At 58.1% G+C, this 18,832-nt stretch carries 19 protein-coding genes; 9 read left to right on the top strand and 10 right to left on the bottom strand.

What is annotated here, in order from left to right:
* Nucleotides 1–207: 207 nt before the first annotated feature.
* The 5 genes from KA369_13580 (at nt 208) to KA369_13560 (ending at nt 7,488) form a co-directional block, all read left to right on the top strand.
* A complete protein-coding gene (locus tag KA369_13580) occupies nt 208–918 on the top strand; it encodes a FadR family transcriptional regulator (GenBank protein MBP7737003.1) in 711 nt (236 codons plus the stop codon).
* 17 nt (nt 919–935) lie between these two features.
* Nucleotides 936–2,567, top strand: a complete 1,632-nt coding sequence (locus KA369_13575) for a glycerol-3-phosphate dehydrogenase/oxidase (protein MBP7737002.1) — start codon at nt 936–938, stop codon at nt 2,565–2,567.
* Between the two features lie 33 nt (nt 2,568–2,600).
* Nucleotides 2,601–4,058: a DUF362 domain-containing protein gene (locus tag KA369_13570; GenBank protein ID MBP7737001.1), complete on the top strand. Its 1,458-nt coding sequence runs from the start codon at nt 2,601–2,603 to the stop codon at nt 4,056–4,058.
* 25 nt (nt 4,059–4,083) lie between these two features.
* Nucleotides 4,084–5,775: an FAD-binding oxidoreductase gene (locus tag KA369_13565; GenBank protein MBP7737000.1), complete on the top strand. Its 1,692-nt coding sequence runs from the start codon at nt 4,084–4,086 to the stop codon at nt 5,773–5,775.
* A 141-nt stretch (nt 5,776–5,916) separates the two neighbouring features.
* On the top strand, nt 5,917–7,488 hold the full coding sequence (locus KA369_13560; protein ID MBP7736999.1) for an FGGY-family carbohydrate kinase: 1,572 nt from the start codon (nt 5,917–5,919) through the stop codon (nt 7,486–7,488).
* Nucleotides 7,489–7,565: 77 nt separating this feature from the next.
* Here KA369_13560 and KA369_13555 read toward each other — a convergent pair whose 3' ends face one another.
* The 9 genes from KA369_13555 to KA369_13515 all read right to left on the bottom strand — a co-directional run bounded on the left by KA369_13555 (nt 7,566) and on the right by KA369_13515 (nt 13,266).
* Complete coding sequence (locus KA369_13555) at nt 7,566–7,955, bottom strand: ORF6N domain-containing protein (GenBank protein MBP7736998.1); 390 nt, start codon at nt 7,953–7,955, stop codon at nt 7,566–7,568.
* 126 nt (nt 7,956–8,081) lie between these two features.
* Nucleotides 8,082–8,570, bottom strand: coding sequence for a flavodoxin (locus tag KA369_13550; protein MBP7736997.1), 489 nt, complete (start codon nt 8,568–8,570; stop codon nt 8,082–8,084).
* Between the two features lie 25 nt (nt 8,571–8,595).
* The gene (locus tag KA369_13545; protein ID MBP7736996.1) at nt 8,596–9,363 is read right to left on the bottom strand and encodes a 2-hydroxyglutaryl-CoA dehydratase; all 768 of its coding nucleotides are present in this window, start codon (nt 9,361–9,363) and stop codon (nt 8,596–8,598) included.
* A 75-nt stretch (nt 9,364–9,438) separates the two neighbouring features.
* The gene (locus KA369_13540; protein ID MBP7736995.1) at nt 9,439–9,828 is read right to left on the bottom strand and encodes a lipocalin family protein; all 390 of its coding nucleotides are present in this window, start codon (nt 9,826–9,828) and stop codon (nt 9,439–9,441) included.
* Between the two features lie 385 nt (nt 9,829–10,213).
* Nucleotides 10,214–10,642: a hypothetical protein gene (locus KA369_13535; protein MBP7736994.1), complete on the bottom strand. Its 429-nt coding sequence runs from the start codon at nt 10,640–10,642 to the stop codon at nt 10,214–10,216.
* 40 nt (nt 10,643–10,682) lie between these two features.
* Nucleotides 10,683–11,231 (bottom strand): 2-oxoacid:acceptor oxidoreductase family protein, encoded by a 549-nt coding sequence (locus KA369_13530; GenBank protein ID MBP7736993.1) that lies wholly within the window; start codon nt 11,229–11,231, stop codon nt 10,683–10,685.
* A gap of 4 nt (nt 11,232–11,235) precedes the next feature.
* The gene (locus KA369_13525; protein ID MBP7736992.1) at nt 11,236–11,985 is read right to left on the bottom strand and encodes a 2-oxoglutarate oxidoreductase; all 750 of its coding nucleotides are present in this window, start codon (nt 11,983–11,985) and stop codon (nt 11,236–11,238) included.
* The gene (locus KA369_13520; protein ID MBP7736991.1) at nt 11,982–13,049 is read right to left on the bottom strand and encodes a 3-methyl-2-oxobutanoate dehydrogenase subunit VorB; all 1,068 of its coding nucleotides are present in this window, start codon (nt 13,047–13,049) and stop codon (nt 11,982–11,984) included. Before KA369_13520 ends, KA369_13525 begins: the two co-directional genes overlap by 4 nt.
* A complete protein-coding gene (locus tag KA369_13515; GenBank protein MBP7736990.1) occupies nt 13,042–13,266 on the bottom strand; it encodes a 4Fe-4S binding protein in 225 nt (74 codons plus the stop codon). The genes KA369_13520 and KA369_13515 overlap by 8 nt, the downstream gene beginning before the upstream one ends.
* Nucleotides 13,267–13,488: 222 nt before the next feature.
* On the opposite strand from KA369_13515, the gene KA369_13510 reads away from it, so the two are divergent.
* The 4 genes from KA369_13510 (at nt 13,489) to KA369_13495 (ending at nt 17,241) form a co-directional block, all read left to right on the top strand.
* Nucleotides 13,489–14,421 (top strand): alpha/beta hydrolase, encoded by a 933-nt coding sequence (locus tag KA369_13510; protein MBP7736989.1) that lies wholly within the window; start codon nt 13,489–13,491, stop codon nt 14,419–14,421.
* Between the two features lie 110 nt (nt 14,422–14,531).
* The gene (locus KA369_13505; GenBank protein ID MBP7736988.1) at nt 14,532–15,704 is read left to right on the top strand and encodes a hypothetical protein; all 1,173 of its coding nucleotides are present in this window, start codon (nt 14,532–14,534) and stop codon (nt 15,702–15,704) included.
* Between the two features lie 98 nt (nt 15,705–15,802).
* The gene (locus tag KA369_13500) at nt 15,803–16,192 is read left to right on the top strand and encodes a hypothetical protein (GenBank protein MBP7736987.1); all 390 of its coding nucleotides are present in this window, start codon (nt 15,803–15,805) and stop codon (nt 16,190–16,192) included.
* Nucleotides 16,193–16,290: 98 nt separating this feature from the next.
* Complete coding sequence (locus KA369_13495; GenBank protein ID MBP7736986.1) at nt 16,291–17,241, top strand: hypothetical protein; 951 nt, start codon at nt 16,291–16,293, stop codon at nt 17,239–17,241.
* Nucleotides 17,242–17,265: 24 nt separating this feature from the next.
* On the opposite strand, the gene KA369_13490 is transcribed toward KA369_13495, so the two are convergent.
* On the bottom strand, nt 17,266–18,636 hold the full coding sequence (locus KA369_13490; GenBank protein MBP7736985.1) for a methyl-accepting chemotaxis protein: 1,371 nt from the start codon (nt 18,634–18,636) through the stop codon (nt 17,266–17,268).
* Nucleotides 18,637–18,832: the final 196 nt, after the last annotated feature.

The raw sequence follows: 18,832 nt of genomic DNA, 5'->3' as shown, positions 1-18,832 counted from the left end.
GTTTCGTTTGTTCGAAGGTACATGAAGAAGGAACGAACGGGGACAACAGAAAATGAAAAAATGAAGGCCCGGGTGGGGCAAAATATACAAAAAATCCCCCTCCCCCCTTGACGAATGGGATATTATATAGTAAATTAAAATTGGTCGGACCACCCGACCATATTAAATGACGCCTCAAAGAGTTACACTATATCGGGGAGATAACAAATGACGGCTCTGACCCCGCTCCTGAAGACCCGGCTCCACGAGGGGATCGTTTCCCAGCTCCGCGACAAGATATTGTCGGGAAAATTCCACGCCAGGGACAAACTCCCGCCGGAGCGCGATCTCGCCGAGAGCCTCGATGTAAACAGGTCGACTCTTCGGGAAGCCTTCAAAAAGCTGGAAATGCTCGACCTTGTGGAAATCCGCCACGGCGACGGTGTGTACGTGAAGGATTATCTCGACAGCGGCAGCCTGGAGCTCCTCCCCGCCCTGATGCGCTCGAGCGGGGCCTTTGACGTCGACATAATGAAGGGGATACTCGACCTCCGGCGGCTGATTCTCCCGGATATGGCCTTTCAGGCGGCCCTGAACAGGACCGGAGAAGACCTTGCCGCGATGGAGCGTCTCATTAATAGCGAGGACATCTCCCTGAACGACAGGGACATGACCCTGTACCGGCTCATCGCCAGGGCAAGCAGGAACATCCCCTTCCTCATCGTGCTCAATTTCTTCAACAACAGCGGCCTCGTGGACGAGCTGCTGACGCTCTATTTTTCAGACCCGGCCAACATCGCGCGGACCACGCGGTTCTACGGCGATATTTTCGAGGCTATCAAAGGAAAGAAACCGGACAGGGCCCGGAAGATCATGCTGGATCTCCTCGTATATGCCGAGGAGAAGACCATAGAATTTCTCAAGAAAAAATCATCATAGGCAAAGGATGGAATGACATGAAACGGTTCATCGAGGAATACAACGGCGAAGTGTTCGACCTGGCGATCATCGGCGGCGGCATAACCGGGGCGGCGGTGGCCTACGACGCGGCCGCCCGGGGATTTTCCGTGGCGCTCCTGGAGAAGGGCGATTTCGGAGCGGCCACGTCCTCGGCCACGTCGAAGCTGATCCACGGCGGCCTCCGGTACCTGGCCAACGCGGAGTTCGGCCTGGTTAGGGAGTCCCTGCGGGAGCGAAGGATCCTCGAGAACATAGCCCCGAACCTGGTCTATCCCATGCCCTCCCTTATCGCGACCTACGCCGGCCAGGGACTCATGAACGGCCGCCAGGCGCTCAGGGCGGGGATGATCCTCTACGACATCCTATCCTACGACAAGGGCGGCACCTGGGACAGGGCCAAGGCCCTTCCCCGCCACCGCTCTCTTTCGCCGAAGAAGGTGCTCGATCTTGAAGGGAGCGTGCGGCCCGATAAACTCAACGGCGGCTTCGTCTACTACGACTGCCTGAGCGCCTTCCCGGAGCGGCTCACCCTCGCCTTCATCAAGTCCGCGGTAAGCCGCGGCGCCCGGGCGGCCAACTACGCCAGGGTCGACGATTTCGTCATGGAAGGGAAAAAGATCACCGGCCTGGCGGTGACTGACACCCTGACCGGCGCCTCCGTCAGGATCAACGCTTCCCTGGTGGTCAACTGCGCCGGCCCCTGGGCTGACATTGTCCTCTCAAAGGCCATGCACCGCGAAGCGGAGCGCCATATCCGCCGCTCCGAGGGGATCCACCTCATCACGAAGAAAATGGTGAACACCCACATGGTGGGCCTCAGGACCGCCCGGGGGCGCCATATCTTTTTCATTCCCTGGCGCGGCCACACCCTCATCGGAACCACGGACCGGGAATACGTGGGAAGCCCCGACGAATACCGCGTCTCCCGGGAGAGCGTCAACGAGTTCCTCGCAGAGGTGAACGAATCCTTCGGCGACGGGAAGCTCGGGTATAACGATATTATCCATGTTTACGGGGGCCTCCGGCCCCTTGTCGAGAGCCAGACTGCCGGAACCTATTCCCAGTCGCGGCGCTACGAGATCTACGACAACGCCGAGGATGGCGTCGAGGGACTCATCTCCGTCGAAGGGGGCAAGTACACCACGAGCAGGAACCTCGCGGACAAGGTGATGGACCTGGTTGAAAAAAAATCGGGCCGTAAGGCCGCGCCCTGCGTCACCGCCGACGAGTACCTGACAGGATGCGATATTCCCGATATGAAAGCCTTCGAAGCGGCGCTCCTGTCGGAGAAAATTTTCCAGGCCCAGACCATGAAATACCTCGCCACAGCCTACGGCACCGAATACCGCCAGGTCCTGGACATAGCAAAGACCGATCCGAAGCTTTCCGAGCCGCTGAACGCCGACGGCGAGATGCTGGCCGAAGTGGTGCACGCGGCGCGTCACGAGATGGCCCGCACCCTCCTCGACATCCTCATGCGGCGGACCGGCATCGGCACCATAGGGAATCCCGGCGACGCGGTGCTGAAGAAAGTGGCCGATGCAGCGGGAGCGGAGCTCGGCTGGGACAGCGCGAAAAAAGCCGACGAGATAAAAAAAGCCTCGGCTAAATTTTCATTGCCGCGGTAGTAACGATATCACTATCACAGAGGAGAGACTGTTATGGCCGGGAAAACTTTCAACCCGATGAAAAGCGCTTACATCAAAAAGATCGCGGCGCGGCACGAACAGGCCACCTTCACCGAATTCCGTCCCCTGCCGGAAAAGATGAGAAAGGAAGCGGAAGCGGCAGTGAAGGAGATCTTCGACTTCTACGGCGGGAAGAAGCTCCTCAAGTCGAGCGGCGAGGTCTACATCAAGCCGAACGCCGTGGACTCCAAGCCCTACGCCTTCACCAGGCCGGAGGTGCTGGAGGCCGTGATCCGCTACTGGAAGGAGGCCGGGGCGAAGAAAATCTTCGTGTTCGAGAATTCCACCCAGTGCAACATCACACGCCTGGTCTTCCGTATCACAGGCTATGCGAAGATATGCGGGGACCTCGGCGCCATCCCCGTCTATCTCGATGAAGAAAAAACGACGGAGATCGCCTTCTCCGATAAATCCAGGCCCGTCGGATCATCGGGCGCTTACGACCGGAAGAGCTACCGGATATCGAAGACCGTGGCCGACATCATGGCCCGGCGCGGCGAGGTCCTCTACATCAATCTTCCGAAACTCAAGACCCACTCCATGGGCGTCGTGACCCTGGGCATCAAGAACCAGTGGGCGTTCCCGCAGCACGAGGACCGGGGATACGACCACAACTACAATCTCCACAGCAAGCTCGCCGATGTGCTTGAACGGATCCGGCCCGATTTCACCCTCATCGAGGGGATCGAGGGGAGCATCTACGGGCACTACAACGCCCTGGCCCTGGCAGACACCTGCGTCAGGCCCTTCGGCCTTCTCATCGGGAGCCCCAACGTGGTGGCGGCCGATATGGTGGGCGCCCGCGTCTTCGGCTACGACGTGAAGGACGTGCCCCACATCAAGGCGGCCGTGAACCGGAAGCTCGGCGAAGGCGTGATCAGGCTCGGCGACATCGATATTCGCGGCGATTACCGGAACATGAAGAATTTCGACATCATCGGCGATTTAAAAAAATTCGGCGGAAAATATCCCTTCGACCTGTACAATGACTTCCCGGCTGACGTGAGGATCATCAAAGGAAAGGAAATGGCCTGCCGCGAGGGATGCGTGAACAACCCACTGGCGGTCCTCCAGTCGCTGGCGAAGGATTTCAGCGGCAGGGGCGGATGGACCCTGGTGATGGGAAAGGGCTTTGACCGGCGCGAGGTCGATTCCATCGGCGGCCCGATCCTCATCGCCGGCCACTGCGCCATAGAGGAGTTGGGCGATGTACTTATCCGCCGCCTGGGCAAGAAGATGGTGTACCGGAGCGGCGTCTGCAACGACCTCCAGGCCACGACCGAATCGATGTGCCGCCTGATGAAGGTGAACCCGATGAAGATGGCGCCGGTGAATCCCCTGGTATCGATGTATTGCCTGGCCAGGGCTTTCATGAATAATACTCACGGGAAGCTGGTCAACCCGGCGTCCCATCTGTTTAAATTGAGATAATGATATACTATTAAGGAGGAAACAGATGACCAAGCATAAAGGATTCATACCGGACTGGACAGAAACGGCGCCCCCCGCCGGGTCCTACCGTTCCATATTCAAGTGGGGCGCGCCGGACCAATTCAAGCACCCGAGCGACGAATGGTACGAGATGATGAAGGAAGAGTTCGCCATGACCGACAACGACTTCAGGACGAAAAGGCTGGAGGGCATGGAGCAGGTAGCGGTGAAGCAGAAGATACGGATCGGGCAGCCCGACATCAGGGCCTTCCAGTCCATGGTAGGCAAGGAAAACATCGCCCTCGACGGCTACAGCCGCCTCCGCTACAGCAGGGGCAGGACCATGGAGGAGGCGTCGGAGCTCCGCAGCGGGAAGCTCGGCACCGTGACGGACGTGGTGCTCCATCCCCGCTCCAAGGAGGACGTCCGCGCCGTCGTCGCCCATTGCAATAAAAAGAAGATTCCTCTGTATGTCTACGGCGGCGGATCCTCCGTGACCCTGGGCCTCAGGCCGAAGAAGGCCGGCGTCACCCTGGTGATGCAGACCCACATGAATAAGCTTCTCGGCATAAACGAAACGAACCAGACAGCCCTGGTGCAGCCGGGAATGATGGGACCCGCTTACGAAGAGGCCCTCAACAAAGCGGCCAGGGACCTCGGGACCAAGCACAACTACACCTGCGGGCACTTCCCCCAGTCCTTCGAGTTCTCCTCCGTGGGCGGATGGGTCGTGACCATCGGATCGGGACAGGCCTCGACCTACTACGGCGACGCCTACCACATAGTGCTGAGCGGTGAGTACGTGACCCCGGCCGGCGACATTAAAACTCTCGATTATCCGGGCACGGCCACGGGCCCCAAGGTGAACGACATCATGAAGGGAAGCGAGGGGACCTTCGGCATCCTGGTGGAAGTGACCATGCGGATCTTCAGGTACATGCCGGAGAACCGGCAGCGCTACGCCTACATGTTCCCCACCTGGGAGGCTGCGGTGGAGGCGAGCCGGGAGGTGATGCAGGGCGAGTTCGGCATGCCCGCCGTGTACCGTATATCGGACCCGGAGGAGACAGACGTGGGCCTCAAGCTCTTCGGCATCCACGGCACCGCCATCGACACCTTCATGCGGCTCCGCGGCTTCAGGCCGATGGAGCGCTGTCTCTTCATCGGCACCGCCGAGGGGGAGAAGGGATACGCGAAGCACGTGCGGAAAATGATCGGGAAGATCTTTAAAAAACACGGCGCCATGTCCCTCACCGGGTACGCGACGAAGAAATGGGAGAAGACCCGGTACACGGAGCCGTACATGCGGGAGGACCTCATGGACTACGGCATCGTCGTCGACACCCTGGAGTCCGCCGTGACCTGGGACAACCTTCATCGGCTCCACACGGGGGTGCGGGCCTTCATGAAGAAGCGCCCCGGCACCATCTGCATGACCCACGCGTCCCATTTCTACCCCCAGGGCACGAACCTGTATTTCATCTTCATCATGAAGATGGACAGCGTGAAGTCGTACCTCGATTTCCAGAGCGGGATCATCGACGCCATCACCAAGCACGGCGGGTCCCCGAGCCACCACCATGGCATGGGGCGCATGCTCGCCCCGTGGCTCGAGCCCCATATAGGGAAGAACCAGATGGCGGTGCTCCGCGCCCTGAAGAGGCATTTCGATCCAAAGGGGATCATGAACCCCGGCGGGATTCTGGGGCTGGATTGACATAAGCATCTACTTACTCCGCTTCCTCCTCCCCCTTGAAGGGGGAGGACGGGTGGGGGTGAATGATATCTTCACCCTCCCCCTGCCCCTCCCATCAAGGGAGGGGGGTCATCACAATAATGATTTAAAAGAGTTATCATCATGAAGAATACAACAAAAGCCTCCGGCGACCTTATCCTCTCGATAGACGCGGGCACCCAGTCGATCCGCGCGGCCCTGATCGATACGAGCGGCACCATCGTCCACATAGTGAAGACTCAGATAGAGCCCTACTTCTCCGAGCATCCCGGATGGGCAGAACAGCGCCCGGAGTATTACTGGCGGATGCTCTGCGCTTCATGCCAGGGCCTCATGAAAAAAGCGGGCAAGGCCAGGGAGAGGATAGCGGCCGTCACCCTCACGACCCAGCGCGCCACCATGATCAACGTCGACGCGAACGGGAAGCCCCTCCGGCCGGCCATCATCTGGCTTGACCAGAGAAAGGCCGATGCCTCGGCCATCATCCCTTCGGCGGCCCGGCCGCTGCTCCGGGCGGTGAAGCTCCATGACCGCGTCCAGGGGGTCGTCGAAAACTGCGAGTCCAACTGGATCAGGCAGAACCAGCCGGAGATCTGGGAGAAGACCCACAAGTACCTCCTCCTCTCCGGCTTCTTCACCTACATGCTGACCGGCGAGTTCGCGGACTCCACCGGCAGCAACGTCGGGTATCTGCCCAACGACAAAAAGACCTACCAGTGGGCGGGGAAGTTCGACCTCAAGTGGCGGCTCTTCCCCATAGAAAGGGAAAAGCTCCCGCGCCTCGTGGGGCCCTCTGAGGAGCTGGGGCGCGTGACAAAGGGCGCCTCCCGCGACACCGGAATCCCCGCGGGACTCCCGGTGTTCGCCGCCGGCACCGACAAGGGGTGCGAGATCCTCGGCGGCGGGACCCTCACGCCCGACATCGGCTGCCTCAGCTTCGGCACCACCGCGACCTACAACACCGTGACGGACAAATATATAGAGCTCCTCCCCATGATACCACCCTATCCGGCGTCAACCCCCGCCTCCTTTTACACGGAGGTCATGGTCTACCGCGGCTTCTGGATGGTGAGCTGGTTCAGGGAGGAATTCGGCCTCATGGAAAAACAGCTGGCCGCGAAGAAAAAGGTCGCGCCGGAAAAGCTCTTCGACGCCCTCATAGAGAAAACGCCGGCAGGTTCCATGGGACTGATGCTCCAGCCCTACTGGTCCCCCGGAGTCAGCACCGATCCCTACGCCAAAGGCTCCATCATCGGCTTCGGGGACGTGCACAACCGCGCACTTCTCTACCGTTCCATCCTCGAGGGGCTGATATACGCCCTCCGCGAGGGGGCCGAGCACACCATGAAAAAGACGAAGATATCGGTCACCCGCCTCAGGGTCTCCGGCGGCGGGTCCCAGAGCGACATGGCGATGCGCATAACGGCTGATATCTTCGGTCTCCCGGCGGAGCGCCCCCACACCTACGAGACCTCGGCCCTGGGAGCGGCCATAGACGCGGCGGTGGGCCTCGGCCTCTTTCCCGACTTCGCGTCGGCGGTGAAGGCCATGACCAGGGTGAGGGACGTATTCGAGCCGATCCCGGCGAACCGGCGTCTCTACGACGATCTTTACAACAAGGTGTACCTGGATATATACCCGCGCCTGAAGCCGCTCTTCAAGAGGATACGGGATATAACCGGGTATCCGGAGTGAACGCGCAACCAAAAGGCGCCCAAGGCATTGCGCGCCTTTTGGTTGCTTAATCCATTTCCCCAAATCGTCCCGTTGGTCTATTTAAACCCGATCTTTTTCCGCAGATCATCATGGGAGGATATCATTTGGCGGAGAGGTACAAAGGCCCTCACAATTTGTATGTTTACCTGTATGGCGTGCGGACTGTTCAGAACGCTCGCAAGCATCGCAACTCCTTGTTCGGTAAATGCCATGGGAAGATACCGGGAGCCGCCCCAAATTGAGGTGCCAAATTGGCACCTCAAGTTTTCAAATTCATCTTGGGTCAATGAAAACATGAAATCAACGGGAAATCGCTCCAGGTTTCTGCGGACCTGTCTTTTCAGTTGTTTCGTATCTACCTCATACAGGCCCGCCAGGTCCCGGTCTAATATCACATTATGTCCGCGGATAACATGGATTCTATTCACAATAACATCTGATTCCATCATTTGTTCCATTAACATCTACTTAAACAATACATTTAACTTCATTCATAGTGTATACGAACAGGAATATCTAAAAGATAAAATTTTTTTTGGCAGGATTAAGAATAATAAATGGGATAGCGTGAATCACCCGGCAGCGTGAGTGAACTTCGCGGCGAAGTCCCGCACCGCGGCCTCGTCGAAGCGCGACACGCTCTCGGTGATGCTCACGGCCTGTCCGATGACGCCCTTCTCGAGGACGCTCAGGCGCCCGAAATCGAGCTCGCCGCCGAAAATGCCTGCGGCCACGGCGCGGGCCCGGAGCGCCCCATCGAAGACCGCCTCGAAGTGTCTTATCGCGGCCTCGCCCTCGTTCATGCAGCAGATAAAAAGGCCGATGCGCTTCGTCAGGAGCTGGGGAAGATTCTTATCGCAGTATTTACGGAGTCCCCTCTGGAGGGAACCGAGGTAGATGGAACCGCCGATGATGACCGTGTCGTACCGGGAAAGGTCGATGTCCGCCCTGGATTTCAGGTCAATGACGGATACGACAGAATCGGAAATATTCTCGCCAATGATGCGGGCTGCCTTTTCCGCGCAGCCGTGCTTTGACATGAAGATTACGAGGGTGCCCATGGCCGATCCGCCCGAACAGAAAGCCCTACAGCTCGGCGGCAAGGACCGCCGCGCCGATGGCCCCCATGACCTGGGCCGAGGGTGACACCTCGATGGACATGCCGAGCTTGGCCTCCAGGGCCCTGACCACGCCGATGTTCTTGGCCACGCCGCCGGTCATCATCAGGGGCGGCTTTACGCCCACGCGGGCTGCCATGGCCGATATGCGCGTGGCAATCGATTCGTGGATACCGGCGACTATGTTCTCACGGCCCTCCCCCTTGGAGATGAGGGATATGACCTCGGACTCGGCGAAGACGGTGCAGAGGCTGGATATCTTACCCGGTTTGTCCGCCTGGAGCGACATGTCGCCGAAATCCTCCAGGTCCACCTGGAGGGCCCGGGCCATCACCTCCAGGAAGCGGCCGGTGCCGGCGGCGCACTTGTCGTTCATCACGAAGTCCTTCACCCGGCCGTTCTCGTCGAGGACGATCGACTTCGAGTCCTGGCCGCCGATATCGATGATGGACCGTATGCGGGGGGCGCTGAAGTGGACCCCTGCGGCATGGCAGGTGATCTCCGTGATCGACTTGTGGGCCGCCTCCACGCTGGCCCTGCCATAGCCGGTGGACACGATCTTTTCCATGGCGGAAAAATCGAGGGCCAGGGCCGAGAGGAGCTCGTCCGTGACGTGGCGCCACGCCTTGGCCACGTTGTAGCCGGTGAAGCCCACATGGGCCCCAAGGAACTTTCCGTCCTTCATGGCCGCGGCCTTGGTTGTTATTGAGCCGATATCGATGCCGAGGGTGTACATGATCCGAATCCTGTTCTGGTAAAATTGTTCGCCTGATAAATCAGGCGAACAGCATGGGGCGTCTGGCACCGCCAGCTATTTCTTTTTAAAAAACTGCTTGGTGTTTTTCACGCTGGAGAAGACCAGCTCATCCTTAGTGACGCTGATGATTTCCAGCGGCATCGGGTTCTTGTCCCGGATGATCTTGTTGTCCTTGAACGTGTAGGTGCCTTTCACCGCGGTCGGCGTCGTCTGGGCGCCCATGAGGGAACTTTCCTCGTAGGTCCCATCAGCCTTGAATGTAATGATCCATTCCTTGAAAACCTTCAGGGATATGGCCTTGTCGGAAAACATGCTCGATTCGGTATGGTCATAGGACCAGGTACCGACAATTTTTCCCGCCGTACCGCCTTTGCAGCCGCCCACTGCGGCGAGGGTCAGGGTAAGGGCAAGCGCCGTGATACCGGAAAGTATGCGTGATGTCATATGAGCCTCCTTGTTATAGCATGTATTATTGCTCCAGAGACGAATTCATCTTGCCATTGGGGCACAAGGTCAGCTAAAACTCAATCATTAATCCTGATTTAAGACGGGGATCAGAGCATATGGAAAACTATAGGTTGGACCGATAACTATCGGTGAAAACGGCCTACCGGTAGGGGGCAGAGCAACAAATTGGCACAAAATACCGATAACTATCTGCTGCGGCATGCCATCTTACTGGGGTCAAAGCATCAATGACGCTCAATTCACCGATAACTATCGGCCAAAAAGCCGATGAAGGGGGGCCAAAGCAGGATTTTTCAGGAAAGGCACCGATAACAATCGGCAGCCATGGATATAATTAATAGAAGAAGAGCGCTTTCGCCTCCTACGACTTGAATATCTCCCTGTCGTAGGTCTTAACCCAGTGCTTTTTCAGTACCGCCTTGGCTTCCTTGATCTTGTCGACCTCGAGGATCACGACGGCCTCGTCGCCTTTGAGGTATATGAAGGGATACATGCAGTCGATGTTTACCTTGGCCTCGATGAGGGGCCGCAGGATCGCGTTGAGCCCCCCCGGATGATCGGGTGCAGCCACCGCGACGACCTCCCTGGTGGAGACCGTGATCTTGTTCATCTCGAAGAGCTTCACGGCGCGCTCCGGGTCGTCGACGATCATGTGCACCTGCACCGGGTTCAGGCCGGACGACGCCATGATGGCCTTGATGTTGATCTGCTCTTTCTCCAGCAGCGACGTGGCCTTGTACAGGCTGCCCGGATTGTTATCGACCGCTATGGAAACCTGGGTGACTGGCATGGTATACCTCTTTTTGATAAGCGCGGATGCGTATCCGCGCCTATCTCGTGTTCTCGAACGGGAACCCGTCGTATCCCGCCTGGAGCGCCTTAACGCTCGATTCGGCGAGCTTCTTCTTGGACCCCATCATCATATCGATGCTCGTGATGACCGTTTCGATTTTAACGATCTTAATAAGCTTCACCAGGGCGCCCAGCATGACAATGTTGGCCCCGCGCTCGCTGCCAAGGTCGCGGCCGATCCGGTTGACCGGCGCGCCGAACAGATCTACGTCATGGCGCTCCGGAACCGTGTCCACCAGATCCGCGTTGTACAGGAGCTGCCCCCCCGCCTCGAGCCTGGTGATAAAGGCCATGAGCGAGGGCTGGTTCATCGCCACGAGGATGTCAGGCGTCGACGATACGGGGGACGCCACTTCCTCGTCCGAAATGCAGATGGTGCAGTTGGCCGTCCCGCCCCGCATGGCGGCGCCGTAGGACGGCAGATAGGTCACGAAATAATCGTCCAGCATGGCGGCATTGCCGAGAACGTTCCCGATGGTGAGCACGCCCTGTCCGCCGGATCCGGCGATCAAAAGTTTCAGCAGCATAGTATTACGTTTTGCTCCTCTTGTCGGTCAGCACGCCCGTGGGGAATTCCTTCATCATCACGTCGGTGACCCATTTGAACGAATCCACCGGCGTCATCTTCCAGTTCGTCGGGCACGGCGACAACACCTCGATGATGGAATAGCCGAGGCCGTCGACCTGCGTCTGGAAGGCGGTGGTAATGGCCTTCTTGGTCTTGCGGATCCCCGCGGGGCCGTCCACGGCCACGCGCTCGGCGTAGACGACGCCGGGGAACTGGGCCACAACATCCGTTATATGCAATGGATATCCGTCATACTTCGGGTCGCGACCCAGGGGCGTGGTGGTTGTCTTCATTTCAAGAAGGGTGGTCGGCGCGAGCTGTCCGCCGGTCATGCCGTACACGGCGTTATTGATGAAAATGACCGTGATGTTCTCGCCGCGGTTGGCGGAATGGATCGTCTCAGCCGTGCCGATGGCCGAGAGGTCGCCGTCGCCCTGGTACGTGAACACAAACAGGTCCGGCCGGGAGCGCTTGACGCCGGTGGCGATGGCGGTGCCGCGGCCGTGGGCCGATTCGATCACGTCAAAATCGAAGTAGAGGTAGGCCAGCACGGCGCAGCCCGCGGGGTTCACGCAGATGGCGCGTTTCCCCAGGTCAAGCTCCTCCAGCACCTCGGCCACGATGCGGTGCACGATGCCGTGGCCGCACCCTGGGCAGTAGTGGGTGACCACGTCTTTCTTGTAGTATTTCGGCCATGGATTCTTCAGTTTCATCGATCGCCCTTCGCTGTCTTCTGGTATTCGCGGTATATGATCCGCGCGAATTCGATCGGCGTGGGCACCACGCCGCCGGGCCTGCCGTGGAAGATGATGTCCGCCTTGCCCGCGACCGCTATCTGCACATCCTCCAGCATCTGGCCGGTGCTCATCTCGAAGACCACGAAGGTCCTGATCCGCGAGGACAGGTCGTTCAGGACCTGCTTCGGGAAAGGCCAGAGGGTGATGGGCCGTATCATGCCGGCGCGCACGCCATCCTTGCGCACCCGCTTGATCGCCCCCTTGGCGATGCGGGCCGTGGTGCCGTAGGCGATGACGATGATCTCGGCGTCATCGGTCATGTATTCTTCGAACCGTATCTCGTTCTTTTCGATCTCATTGTACTTCCGCACCAGCTTCCAGTTGTGGCGCTCCATCTCCATGGCGTCGAGGATGAGGGAGCAGAGGTACCGGCTGGGGCCGTCGCCCCGTCCGCCCAGCGCCCATTCCTTCTGGGGCAGCTCGCCAATCCTCTCAGGGAACACGACGGGCTCCTTCATCTGGCCCATCATGCCGTCGGAGAGCATCATCACCGGCGTGCGGTACCGGTCGGCCACGTCGAAGGCGTGGTACGTCAGGTCGGCGATCTCCTGCACCGACGCCGGGGCGAAGACCGGGGTGCGGTAGTCGCCGTGGCCGCCGCCGCGGGTCGCCTGGAAGTAATCGCCCTGGGCCGGCGCGATGTTGCCGAGGCCCGGGCCGCCGCGCATGACGTTCACGATGACCGCCGGGAGCTCGAAACCCGCCAGGAAGGATATTCCCTCCTGCTTGAGACTCACGCCGGGGCTCGACGACGAGGTCATGACCCGGGAGCCGGTGGCTGCCGCGCCAATGACCATGTTGATGGCGGCGGTTTCGCTTTCGGATTGGATGAAGACGCGGCCTTCCCTCCGCATGTGGTCGGCCATGTACTCGCCGAGCTCGTTCTGCGGGGTGATGGGATAGCCGAAATAGCAGCGGCACCCGGCCCTGATGGCCGATTCGGCAAAGGCGTGGTTCCCGCTTATGAATACCTTATTCATCGAACATCTCGATCACCACCTCCGGACATACCAGGGTGCAGATCATGCACCCGGAGCAGAGGTCCATGTCCCCGGGCTCCGCGTAGTGATAGCCCGCCTTGTTCAGGTTCTCGGACTCCCGGAGCATCTTCTTCGTGCAGTAGGCGACGCAGAGGCCGCACCCCTTGCACATCTCGGTGTTGATTTTAACTATATGTTTTACCGCTGTTTTCGTCATTCCATGATCCGTATCGGTTAAAAAGTAAGACACACACTACAGGGGGGGTCTTTTTTTTCAATAAGAAATTTTTTTCTTCCGGGGATGTTAAAAATTTAACCCTGATTTCGCATTATGTCCGATTTTTATTGATTTGCCGCCAAAACAGTTTTATAATAATACCATCCACACTCGGCTGTTTCAACCGCATCAGCATGTTTTGATTAAAGCTGGAGGTCTGATATGAAAAAAGCCATTATCATCATCGGCTGCATTATCCTTTTCATGGTCCTGGCCATTATAATCTTCCCCCTGATCTATACCAATGAATATTACTCCTACGATGAAGCGGTAAAACAATTCGCCAGGGGTAAGATAATTACCGTGAACAATAAAAAAATTCACTACATCGGAAAAGGCGCGGGCAAACCCGTCATCATGATCCATGGGTTCTTATACAATACGGCCATGTGGAACAAAAACATTGACAAGCTCTCAAAGAAATTCAAGGTCTATGCCATCGACCTGTGGGGCTGGGGATACAGCCAGCGGCTTCCCAAAGATGCTTACAGCTTCGACCTTTACAGCAGGCAGGTCATCGGCTTCATGGACGCCCTTAAAATCCCGAAGGCTTCCCTGGTGGGCCAGTCCATGGGCGGCGGCATTTCCGTGTACACTGCGGCGCATAACCCGGACCGGATTGACAGGCTCCTCCTCGTGGCCCCGGCGGTCATCCCCTATGACCTTCCCCTGGACGCCCGGGTATTCAAGCTCCCCTTCGTGGGCGAGTTCATGCTTTCAATACCGGGCGATTCACTGCTCACTGATAATCTCAAGAATATCTTCTTCTATGACAAAGCCGGGGTGACGGACGAATACGCAGCCGAAGTGTTGAGGCCCAGCCACATCGAGGGAACCCATGCCGGGGCCCTGTATATGCACCGGTACATGCTGGTGCCGCCGGTCGTTGAAAAGGAGGCGAAGATGCTTGCCGCCATGGGCAAGCCGATCCTAATCATCCATGGCCATGAGGACCGGGCCGTTCCGCTGGACCGGTCCCAGGAGCTTGCGAAAATGTGGAAAACCGCAAAGCTGGTCATCTTCGAAAAAGCCGGCCACTGCCCCCATGACGAGCACGCGGAGCGATTCAACCGGCTGGCCCTCGATTTTCTGTAAAAGGGAATAGTGGAAGTTCCCGGAGCTCCCACGGCAGTGAAATGAAAAAAAATTTGCCGCGGTCCCCATTGTTATGTATTATTGTTTGGATTGTCCGGGAAGCTTTCACCATGAACCGATTATGGATTTTATCAATAATACTTATCGCCGCTCTATCATTCTCATTATCATGCAATAAAAAAGAAGAAAAAGTCGACGCCCTGGCGCTGGCCGCCCTTATCTCGCGGAGCTACTACCTGGGCCTCACGCCCTTCCCCTATGACATCTCAGGGGTTGACAGGATCGAATGGGTCTATGACAGGATCCGTACCGACGCGGACCTGATGGCCCATCACTTCGACAACGGCATACCGTGGGACCAGGCACTGGCAGGGACCCCCTATCCTTCGAAGGTGACCGACGACTGGTATTTCCGTAAAAGCCATACGCCGGCGGGGCACAAACTCTATGTGGCCGTCACTCCCATCAATGGCATGAGGGATGGCCTGGCGCCCCTCTGGAACGCCACGGGGGACAACCAGCCCCTTACCGGAACGGACTGGGAAAGCCGGACCTTCAACAGCACCGAGGTAAAGATCGCCTACCTGTACTATTGCAGAAGCGTCATCGATTACTTCAATCCGGATTATATCGCCGTGGGCGTGGAAGTGAACCTGGTGAAAAAGCTCATCCCCGCGCAGTGGGACGCGTACCTGGAGCTGCAGGGTGAAACCTATGCGGCCCTGAAAGCGCTCTACCCGAACCTCCCCATCTTCGTGACCCTCACCGGCATTGACCTGGTCGAGGGCTACTCAGACGCCAATCACGCCGATCAGATGGCGGCGCTTTCGCAGGTCATCGACCATACCGATTACTACGCCATATCGCTCCATCCTTTCTTCGCAGAGGTCCCCGGCGGCACGGTCCCGGCGGACATGGCGGACCGGATATTCTCCCTGAACACGAAGGGGAAACCGGCCTGCATAACCGAGACGAGCTTTCCCGCTGAGGAGCTCACCATGACGTACTACGACCCGGATATTACCCTGGCAGGAACGCCGGAGAAACAGCGCTATTATTTCAGCTACCTCCTGGAGGAGGCGCAGAACTACGGCTTCGTCTTTGTTGTGAATTTTCTCGTACGGGACTACGACGTACTCTGGTCGACGCCCGCGCCCGGAGGCCTCGGCTCTCCGGAGGACATCAACAAGGCCTGGCGGGACACGGGTTTCTACGACCAGGACGGCAACGCCCGGCCGGCGCTGGAGGTATGGAAAGCCCGCCTCGCCCTGCCCCGGTGGTAATCGCCATCCTCAAAAAAATATTGATTTTATTGATACTATCTGCATGATATATGGATATGACACCGGCATTTCAACTTCCATTTTCCAAGAGGACAGTAATGGCAGTCTCAACTGTCATCTTCATAATCCTGCGAAGTGCCCCTCTCCTCGCCAACGGCTACAACAGGATCAACAGGGTGGCCGTCCCGGTGCTGGTTATACTGCTCGCGCTCCTCTTCCCGGTGCCGGCCCTTGTTCCTGCCGCCCTGGCGTTCCTGGCCGTTAAAAAGATTCGCGGGGTCCCCGTACCATTCATACGGTCCTATATCGGGGCCGTGGCCGGCGAAGATATCGGAATCGCCCTCTCCTATGCCATTTCAAAAATGAGCGGCCCCGGATGGAACAGCTATCACTACACCCTGTATCCGTACATCATCCTCGGTTTGTCATTGGCCGCGGCAACGGCATGTTCCCTGGCAGGGGCCGGGAATAAAGCCGGCCGGCAGTAAAGCAGCGATACGCGCTGCCCGTCCCTGGAACAAAGGCCATCGGCGAGATGCCGTTTTTTACATTGACAATTATTGCGCCATCATAATAGTGATGGCCCATGCACACATTGAGATTCCTGGCCGTGTCCCTTGCCGCAATGACGGCAGCGTTCTCGCTATGGGGATGCGAAAATCATGACAACGGCACGAAGAGGCTCCTGGCCTACTCCCAGAGCCTGAGCGCCCTCTGCTCCGGGACGTACTCAGAGATGGCCATTGAAGAAGCCTTCGACGACAGCAACAGGCCGAACCTGACGCTCTACCCCGACCCGGTCAACAACAACTACTACCTCTCCACCCCGTGGAACTACGAAAAGAGCTACAACGCCTGCCGCAAATATCCCCTCCTGATATACCTTCACGGCAGGGACCAGGCCGGCTACATCAGCAACCTCTACTACATGGGGTATGACAATCCGAGCGGATACATGAGGGAGGAAGCCGGCGCGTTCAAGAAAAAATATCCCTGCTTCACCTTTGTTCCCCAGGAGACGGGGGCGCCCTTCAATACGACGAAGATCATAAACCTTATCGAGTACTTTCGAAGCATCTACCGGATTGACGACGAACGGATATATGTTCACGGCTACTCCATGGGGGGATGGGGGTCCTACACACTGGCCGGCGATTACCACAAGAGAACGGGGCGCTACTTCGCGGGGATCATAACCCTGAACGGCGGGGCGGTCAACCTCGACGCTGCTGTGGCAGCCCGGGCCGGGGTCTGGATCATGACGGGCTTGCTGGATACCGCTTCGACGACCGCCGGCAGGAACTCCTATGACTACCTGAAAAACCTCTCCTGCAACGCCGGGGCAATGGAAACGACGCGGATGGATTATTCAGTGGGGAGCTACACGGCCGACACCTGGACCCTGACCCTGAACTCCCTTGAAATAGTCAAGCGGACAGAATTCGCCGACGTCGGCCATTCATCGCTGGGCTTCCATTTCAGCAACGACCCCTCGGTCATGGCCTGGTTCTTTTCGCAGTCCCTGAGGAACAGGTAGCCGCGACCACCCCTCCGTCATCCATCATCTGCCTGTAGACGTAACGAGATCCTGCAACCTCATTGCGCTGTTAGCGAGGGACTCGGCCATGCCGGTCAGGTTCTCCGAAGCGGACGCATTGCTCTGGGTCATCTGGTCCATGTCGGCTATGGCGCCGTTCACCAGGTCGATGCCGTGTTTTTGCTCGATGCTGGCGGCCGCGATCTCGCCGATAATCCGGGCCGTTTCAGAGGCGTCGCGGGCGATATCGGAAAGGCTTTTGCCGGTGCGGTTCACCAGGTCCGTGCCCTTCTCAACGCGGGTGACCGTGTCCATGATCAGGTTCTCGATCTCCTTCGCGGCGCCGCCAGACCTCTGGGCCAGGTTACGCACCTCGCCGGCCACCACCGCGAAGCCTCTTCCGGCGTCGCCGGCCCGGGCGGCCTCAACGGCCGCGTTCAGGGCAAGGAGGTTCGTCTGAAAGGCGATCTCGTTGATGACCCGCGTGATCTCCGCTACCCTTTTACTCGCGCTGTTGACATCGTTAATGGAATCGACCGCTTCGAGGGCGATCCTGTTGCCGCCCTGGGACGTGACCGCCCCCGCCTCGGTGAGGGTGCGCACCTTCTGGGCGTTATCCGCGTTCTGGTTGATGGTGGCTCCCATCTCCTCGAGTGACGCCGCGATCTCCTCTATGCCCGACGCCTGCCTCTGGGCCCCTTCCGATATGACCGCCGCGGTATCGGACACCTCCTGCGACACCGACGACAGGTGAGACACCTGCTCCTTGATCTCCCCGAGCAGTGACTCGTTGATGTCGAGGAGCTTCCCGCTCCTCTCGGCCTCCTTGCGGGAGATGACGATGGCGTTGTTCATGGCCCCGACAAGGAGGATGGAAAGGATGTACTCAAGGATGGCCGCCGAATAAAAGCCGGTTATTGACGGGAATATGACGGACGTGGCAACACCGTTGCCCGTTACATAATAATAATAGGGGATCATCCCCGCGAGAAAACAGATCACCGCGACGGTGAGGACTATCCTGTTGGAAAAGAGCAGGGCCAGAACCATAAAGGTGAAGGTATAGTATACCGCGTTCGACAGGGTCTCCCCCTTGGGGGCGCTGAAGACAAGAAACATGATGGCGGCACCGATTATCACGACCATGATTATCCCGCCGAGCTCCCCCCTGCGCCTGATGACAAGGAACAGGGCGATGATGGAAGCTGCCACGATGGGCACGATGGTAATGATGGTGGCAACCGCCCGCTCCGGCTTCGTGATGATGCCCACTGCCGTCACGATCGGCAGTAAAACCAGGAGGATGATGGAGAAAACAAAGAGATACTGGGCCTTTTTCTGTGTGATGAAATCCTTATCCGCGTATTTCCCCGCGATATAGCTGGCAGCTGACATAATGTATATCCTCCTGAGGAATCGTATGAACCCCTATCACAAATATAACAACAAACGCTATCAATGCAAATCATAAAAATCGATAATGAGAAGGATATTGAATGCCTGCCGCGCATTAATGGATCAGGGGGTTATCCGAATAGCAGTTATGGTGGGTTTGACTACAAGGCCGGCCGCCTGACTTGTGTTGAATGGC

This window comes from Spirochaetota bacterium (genome assembly GCA_017999915.1).
Lineage (GTDB): Bacteria > Spirochaetota > UBA4802 > UBA4802 > UBA5550 > RBG-16-49-21.
The sequence above is the reverse complement of the archived record's forward strand: the minus strand, read 5'-3'. Positions and strand labels throughout refer to the sequence as shown.

Coding starts and splice junctions, on each gene's coding strand:
- KA369_13580 (MBP7737003.1), top strand. CDS start 208: ATGACGGCTCTGACCCCGCTCCTGAAGACCCGGCTCCACGAGGGGATC.
- KA369_13575 (MBP7737002.1), top strand. CDS start 936: ATGAAACGGTTCATCGAGGAATACAACGGCGAAGTGTTCGACCTGGCG.
- KA369_13570 (MBP7737001.1), top strand. CDS start 2,601: ATGGCCGGGAAAACTTTCAACCCGATGAAAAGCGCTTACATCAAAAAG.
- KA369_13565 (MBP7737000.1), top strand. CDS start 4,084: ATGACCAAGCATAAAGGATTCATACCGGACTGGACAGAAACGGCGCCC.
- KA369_13560 (MBP7736999.1), top strand. CDS start 5,917: ATGAAGAATACAACAAAAGCCTCCGGCGACCTTATCCTCTCGATAGAC.
- KA369_13555 (MBP7736998.1), bottom strand. CDS start 7,955: ATGGAATCAGATGTTATTGTGAATAGAATCCATGTTATCCGCGGACAT.
- KA369_13550 (MBP7736997.1), bottom strand. CDS start 8,570: ATGGGCACCCTCGTAATCTTCATGTCAAAGCACGGCTGCGCGGAAAAG.
- KA369_13545 (MBP7736996.1), bottom strand. CDS start 9,363: ATGTACACCCTCGGCATCGATATCGGCTCAATAACAACCAAGGCCGCG.
- KA369_13540 (MBP7736995.1), bottom strand. CDS start 9,828: ATGACATCACGCATACTTTCCGGTATCACGGCGCTTGCCCTTACCCTG.
- KA369_13535 (MBP7736994.1), bottom strand. CDS start 10,642: ATGCCAGTCACCCAGGTTTCCATAGCGGTCGATAACAATCCGGGCAGC.
- KA369_13530 (MBP7736993.1), bottom strand. CDS start 11,231: ATGCTGCTGAAACTTTTGATCGCCGGATCCGGCGGACAGGGCGTGCTC.
- KA369_13525 (MBP7736992.1), bottom strand. CDS start 11,985: ATGAAACTGAAGAATCCATGGCCGAAATACTACAAGAAAGACGTGGTC.
- KA369_13520 (MBP7736991.1), bottom strand. CDS start 13,049: ATGAATAAGGTATTCATAAGCGGGAACCACGCCTTTGCCGAATCGGCC.
- KA369_13515 (MBP7736990.1), bottom strand. CDS start 13,266: ATGACGAAAACAGCGGTAAAACATATAGTTAAAATCAACACCGAGATG.
- KA369_13510 (MBP7736989.1), top strand. CDS start 13,489: ATGAAAAAAGCCATTATCATCATCGGCTGCATTATCCTTTTCATGGTC.
- KA369_13505 (MBP7736988.1), top strand. CDS start 14,532: ATGAACCGATTATGGATTTTATCAATAATACTTATCGCCGCTCTATCA.
- KA369_13500 (MBP7736987.1), top strand. CDS start 15,803: ATGGCAGTCTCAACTGTCATCTTCATAATCCTGCGAAGTGCCCCTCTC.
- KA369_13495 (MBP7736986.1), top strand. CDS start 16,291: ATGCACACATTGAGATTCCTGGCCGTGTCCCTTGCCGCAATGACGGCA.
- KA369_13490 (MBP7736985.1), bottom strand. CDS start 18,636: ATGTCAGCTGCCAGCTATATCGCGGGGAAATACGCGGATAAGGATTTC.